Annotated in this window: 1 protein-coding gene; it reads right to left on the bottom strand. The window is 62.5% G+C overall.

The window, feature by feature from the left end; all coding sequences use genetic code 11:
* Positions 1–323, bottom strand: a 323-nt coding sequence (locus tag GQB03_RS22755) for a cadherin-like domain-containing protein (RefSeq protein ID WP_200832437.1), incomplete at both ends; no start/stop codon positions are given.

Genomic DNA, 323 nt, shown 5'->3' with positions numbered 1-323 from the left:
TCGCATCCGAGAGCGTCACCGTCTGACCTTCAGAGAGCGTCAGGCTCGCGCTGTCGAGCACCGGGGCATCGTTCACCGGTGTGTAGCTGATGGTCGCGCTCAGCGTGTTCGAGTCGGCACTGCCGTCGTTGGCCGTCACATCGAAGCTCGGGGCAAACTCGTTGCCATCATCGACGAACTGCACCAGGCCACCAGTGAGATCGGCGCTCGTGAAACTCATGATCGGCGTGCCGGCGGCACTCGAGAGCTGGAAGTAGCCACCCGAGACATTGCTCACCGTGTAAGTGAAGCTCGCGCTGTCGGGGTCGGAGACGCCGAAGTTC

Origin of the sequence: Cognatazoarcus halotolerans (assembly GCF_009800965.1) — a bacterium.
Taxonomy (GTDB): Bacteria; Pseudomonadota; Gammaproteobacteria; order Burkholderiales; family Rhodocyclaceae; genus Cognatazoarcus; species Cognatazoarcus halotolerans.
This window is presented reverse-complemented; position numbering and strand designations above follow the sequence as displayed.